This is a genomic window from Oscillospiraceae bacterium (assembly GCA_015068525.1).
Classification (GTDB): domain Bacteria; phylum Bacillota; class Clostridia; order UMGS1840; family HGM11507; genus SIG450.
The window spans coordinates 1-5,536 of the sequence record SVKJ01000042.1; the positions used below are offsets into that span (position 1 = coordinate 1).

Sequence of the window (5,536 nt, forward strand, 5' to 3'; positions counted from 1 at the left end):
ATACTTGGATTATTCTTGCACATATACGGAAACTCATCAATTACAATGATAGTCTTTTCTTTGCCTTCCATTTCGCCTATAAAAGCAAATGCTTTGTCCCAATCGGAGAAATAATCGGTATATGCTTTTACTTCCGGTTTCCATGAAAGAAGTGCATTGGAAAATTCTTTAAGTTGTTTTTCAGGTGTATATTCACGGCATGAATAAAAAACATGCGGCTTGTTTTTGCAGAATTCAGTTAATGTTTCTGTTTTACCAACTCTTCGTCTGCCATACAATACAACAAATTCAGCATTGGTGCTTTTATAACAGTTGTTTAAATATTTTAATTCATTTTCACGTCCTATAAACATATCAGTTTACCTCGCCGTAGCATTTAAATTAGTCTAATCACGATTTGACTAATCACATTTTAACATAGTTTGCCTTTAAAGTCAATAAATTATGTATATAAAAATCCGATTTTTAAAAAACTATGAATATTTTTTAAAAATATTGAAATATTTGATGCTTGATGATATAATGATTTTAACAAAGATGAAATCGGCTAAATTCACCTACGGTGAGCTAAATGTGTTGACGCACGCTAAATTACTTCGTAGCTAAATTGACCTTTGGTAAGCTATAAGGTGAATTTAATTTAGCTGTTTTTATAGAAACAATTAATTTAAAAATGGAGTGATAAATATGGACTTAGATATAATATGGAATTTTTTATTTGAACTGTTTGCTTCTTTGGGAACGAAAATTTTATCATCACTTATTGTTCTGATTATAGGGCTAAAAGTTATAAAATGGCTGAAAAAATGGCTTAAAACTTCAAGTCGATTAGATAAACTTGATGATGGGATAAGAACATTTTTATCAAGTTTTTCAAGTATTGCATTGTATATTGTTCTTTTTATAACGATTGCAATGATGATGGGAATTCCTACAACATCATTTATCACAGCACTTGCGTCCTGTGGTGTTGCAATAGGTCTTGCAATGCAGGGGTCTTTAAGCAATTTTGCAGGCGGAATAATGATTTTATTATTTAAACCTTTTAAAGTCGGGGATTACATTGATGTGGGAGGAAACGCAGGAACAGTTTCGGAAATAACTGTTGTTTACACTGTTATCACAACCCCTGATAATAAAGTCATAACAATCCCTAACGGAACTTTATCAAACTCAGTTATAGAAAATTACAGCGCTAAAGATTTAAGGCGTGTAGACTTAACTTTTGATACATCTTACACCTCTGATGTGGATAAAGTGAAAAATGTTTTGTCAGGAGTTGTTAACGCTCATAATCTTGTTTTAAAGGATCCTGAACCTTTTGTAAGATTATCTTCACATAATGAAAGTGCTCTTACTTATACAGTTCGTGTATGGTGTAAGGCTGAGGATTACTGGGCTGTTAATTTTGATTTGCTTGAACAGGTTAAAAAGAAATTTGATGAAGAAAATATTGAAATTCCTTTCCCACAGGTTGATGTTCACGTAAAAAATTAATTTTTAAAATAGGATTTTCATATACTTTAGATGTATTGGAAAATAGGCGCAAAAAGGGCAGTCCCTTTTTTAGTCCATCGGATAGGAGATGAGGTTTATGTTAGAAATTGTAATCTGGTCAGTTGCAGTAGTTGTTTTCTTAATTACTGAGGCTTTGACTTCTTCGCTTACAAGTATATGGTTTGCAGGAGGCGCTTTTTTCGCTCTTATTGCAAAAATTCTTGGCGCGGGGGCGTGGGCGCAAATAGTAGTATTCTTAACAGTTTCTATACTTTGTGTTATTTTTGTTAAAAAGTTTTATCATAAAAATGAAGAGGAGAATAAAAATCCTACAAACTCTGACAGGCTTATAGGTCAGAAAGTTCTGATTTTGGAAGATGTTGATAATTCCAAAAATCAGGGAACTGCTATAGTAAATGACGTTTCCTGGAAAGTAAAAAGTGAAAACGGAGAAGAAATTTTAAAAGGCTCAACCGCTACTGTTTTAAAAATTGAAGGTGTCAAACTTATTGTGAAAGGAGAATAAATATGGAATTTATCATTGTATTATTACTTGCAATTATTGTTGTGTTACTTGTCGGGAACGTTAAAATTGTTCCTCAGGCGTATGCTTATGTTATTGAAAGATTTGGTGGTTATTATACAACCTGGTCGGTAGGTCTTCATATAAAAGTGCCTTTTATTGACAGGATTTCAAAAAAAGTTAATTTGAAAGAAAGAGTTGTGGATTTTCCACCTCAGCCTGTTATCACAAAAGATAATGTTACAATGCAGATTGATACTGTTGTATACTTTCAGATTACCGACCCCAAACTTTACACTTATGGTGTTGAACAGCCTATGATGGCTATTGAAAACCTTACTGCAACAACCTTAAGAAACATAATCGGGGACTTGGAACTTGATGAAACATTAACATCAAGAGATACGGTTAATACTAAAATGCGTTCAATATTAGATGAAGCGACAGACCCTTGGGGAATTAAAATAAACAGGGTTGAACTTAAAAACATTATTCCGCCTAAAGAAATTCAGAATGCGATGGAAAAGCAAATGAAAGCAGAACGTGAAAGAAGAGAAGCAATTCTTATTGCAGAGGGGGAAAAGAAATCTGCAGTTTTGCGCGCAGAAGGGGAAAAGGAATCTGCAATCCTTCGTGCTGAGGCAGTTAAGCAAACTGCAATAAAAGAAGCGGAAGGTCAGGCAGAAGCAATTTTAGCAGTGCAGACCGCTATCGCAGAAGGTATTAAGAAAATAAACGAATCCAATCCGTCAGATGCTTATGTTGCGATAAAAGCACTTGAAAGTTTTGAAAAAATAGCAGACGGAAATGCTACAAAGATTATTATACCATCTAAAATTCAGGAACTGGCAGGACTTGCTACAAGCGTTAAAGAACTGATGAAAGACTAACTAGATATTAAAGTAAATGACTCCCTCTAAGTTATATAGCGACTTGGAGGGAGTAAATTTTTTATGAAATTTTAAATAAAGTACTTTTAATTTGAAAATATATATGTTAAAATGATATTTGTAAGATTATGCATTTATCAGGTAGATTACGGAGATGAATTACAAATGAATTTTAAAAAGTTTGCAAAAATTGTATCACTTGTTCTTGTTATGTGTATAGTGCTTCTTATGGGAGTGTATACAGCAAGAATGTTTGTATATAAAACTAATGACGGTAAAGATGCCGGTACAACCAAAATATCGGGAAGCAGAGTTAACATTCTTGTTATGGCTACCGATAAAGGCGGAATGCTTACTGATACTATTATGTTTGCATCTTTAAATAAGAAAACAAATAAACTTAATATTATGTCTGTTCCGAGAGATACAAGAGTGAAACTCGGAAACAGTTTTGGTAAGATAAACTCTGCTTACGGCATGGGCAAAGAAGGTAAAAGGCAGGAACTTTCTATAGAAAAAGTTACTGAACTTATAGGAATGCCTGTTAACTATTATGTTGTTATAAATCCAAAAGCGTTCAGGAATATAATTGATATTCTGGGCGGGGTTGAAATTGATGTTCCTCAAAGAATGTATTATGTTGACCCTACTCAGGACTTAGTTATCGACTTATATCCGGGAAAACAGGTTTTAAATGGTGCAAAAGCAGAGCAGTTCTGCCGTTTCCGTTCAGGGTATGCATCGGCGGACTTAGGAAGAATAGATGCTCAGCAAATGTTCATAAAAGAACTTTTCAAACAAAAATTAAATCCTAAGTATTTAGGAAAAATTGATGAAATTTATGATGAAATTATAGAAAACATAGATACCAATATTGAAATCGGCGATGTGTTTACTTTCCTTCCTGTTGTAAAAGCGATGACAGGGGACAGTATGAATACTTTCAGACTTCCGGGCGAATCTGCTACAATTTCCAATATATCATATTATATTTGTGACAGAGAGGAAACCGATAAACTTGTAAATGAAGTCTTTTTGGCTGACAAACTTCCTGAACCTACTGATAAGGAGTAAAACTATGTCAATATTTAAAGCGTATGATATAAGAGGAATCTATAATAAAGATTTTAATAAAGATACGGCATACAAAATCGGGTTTTTCTTAAATAAACTTTTTGATGCAAAAGAGATTGCAGTCTGCTTTGATATAAGAACATCATCTATAGAAATCTATGAAAACTTAAAGCAGGGGATTATCGATTCGGGCGCTTTTGTTCATAACTATGGTGTTACCACAACACCTATGAGTTATTACATAGCGAAAAACAAAGGTTATAAAACAACTGTTATGATAACTGCATCTCACAATCCGAAAGAATACAACGGTTTTAAAATTTCAGGTCCTGATGCTGTTCCTGTCGGTCAGGAAAGCGGGCTTTTAAAACTTAAAGAACTTGTAGAAAATGAAGAAATAAAACCGGCTGTAAACAAAGGAAACGAAATTATTAAAGATATTAAGGACGAGTATGTTTCCTTTATGAAAAAGAAACTTAAAAAAGTTTCTAACTTAAAGTTCAGCATAGACTGTTCTTCAGGTTCGGCAAGCCTGATTGCAAGAGATATATTCGGTAAGAATGCGAATATTATTTTAGGTGAGCCGGACGGGGAATTTACTCATCATTCCCCTAATCCTATAGAAGAATCTTCAAGGAAAATGATTACAGATGAAGTTATAAGCACTAAGTCGGATATCGGAATTATTTTTGACGGCGATGCAGACAGGGTTATGTTTATAGACAATAAGGGCAGATTTGTTTCTCCCGACCTTATTATAAATGTTCTGGCATTTGCTCTTCTTGATAAAGAAGGAGAAAAAGTTATATGCGATATCCGTTCTTCAAAATCCTGCAGTGATTATATTAAACTTTTAGGCTGCGAGCCTGTAATCTGGAAAGTAGGCCACGTTTTTGCTAAAGCCAAGTTAAGAGAAACGGGCGCACTTTTTGGTGGCGAACTTGCAGGGCATTATTATTTTAAAGAATTCGGAAATTGCGACAGCGGGATTTTAGCTGCAATTTATGTTTTGAATACAGTTTCTGAGTGGAAAAGAGATCATATTAATTTGGCAGATTTTATTGACGAATTTGCAAGTTGGCACTCTTCGGGAGAAATTAATTTTAAAATTGAAAACAAAAAAGAAGTAATTGAAAAAATAAAAGATGAATTCTTAAAAGAAAAATATATTAAATTCTATGATTTTGACGGTATAAGATTTGACTTTGATAACTGGTGGTTTAATATAAGAATGTCAAACACTGAGCCTTATTTAAGGCTTGTAGTTGAAGCAAATTCCAAGTCGCTTTTAGAAGAAAAAAAAGAATATATGACCAAAATGATAAAAGGAGATGTTTAAACATCTCCTCAGCGTGTCGATAAACCTATCGACACGCTGGCAGAGTTCGAAAAAGGATGGGATATTTTACCAAAATGAATGCAGACAGTACTAAAGTACGGCAAGGCTCATTTTGTTAAAAAGCAAAGAATGGCAAGGGTTTGAACCGACCCCCAATTGTTAGACCAAAATTCTAACAATTGGGAGGTCGGTTTTTTATGGCAAAATATAGTT

Annotated in this window: 6 protein-coding genes; 5 read left to right on the forward strand and 1 reads right to left on the reverse strand. The window is 33.7% G+C overall.

Translation table 11 applies throughout. The features are described from left to right. On the reverse strand, positions 1-353 hold a 353-nt coding region (locus E7419_08095), incomplete at its 3' end, for an ATP-binding protein (protein MBE7015140.1). A gap of 334 nt (positions 354-687) precedes the next feature. Between E7419_08095 and E7419_08100 the strand changes: the two genes are divergently transcribed. The 5 genes from E7419_08100 to E7419_08120 all read left to right on the forward strand — a co-directional run bounded on the left by E7419_08100 (position 688) and on the right by E7419_08120 (position 5,323). After that, entirely contained in the window at positions 688-1,497 is an 810-nt protein-coding gene (locus tag E7419_08100; protein ID MBE7015141.1) for a mechanosensitive ion channel, read from the forward strand. An 88-nt stretch (positions 1,498-1,585) separates the two neighbouring features. Further along, positions 1,586-2,023 (forward strand): NfeD family protein, encoded by a 438-nt coding sequence (locus E7419_08105; protein MBE7015142.1) that lies wholly within the window; start codon positions 1,586-1,588, stop codon positions 2,021-2,023. Between the two features lie 2 nt (positions 2,024-2,025). After that, positions 2,026-2,910, forward strand: a complete 885-nt coding sequence (locus tag E7419_08110; GenBank protein ID MBE7015143.1) for an SPFH/Band 7/PHB domain protein — start codon at positions 2,026-2,028, stop codon at positions 2,908-2,910. A gap of 111 nt (positions 2,911-3,021) precedes the next feature. Beyond that, positions 3,022-3,984 carry a LytR family transcriptional regulator gene (locus E7419_08115; GenBank protein MBE7015144.1) on the forward strand — a complete coding sequence of 321 codons (963 nt, stop codon included), beginning with the start codon at positions 3,022-3,024 and terminating at the stop codon, positions 3,982-3,984. 4 nt (positions 3,985-3,988) lie between these two features. Next, positions 3,989-5,323: a phosphomannomutase/phosphoglucomutase gene (locus E7419_08120; GenBank protein ID MBE7015145.1), complete on the forward strand. Its 1,335-nt coding sequence runs from the start codon at positions 3,989-3,991 to the stop codon at positions 5,321-5,323. Positions 5,324-5,536 lie beyond the last annotated feature (213 nt).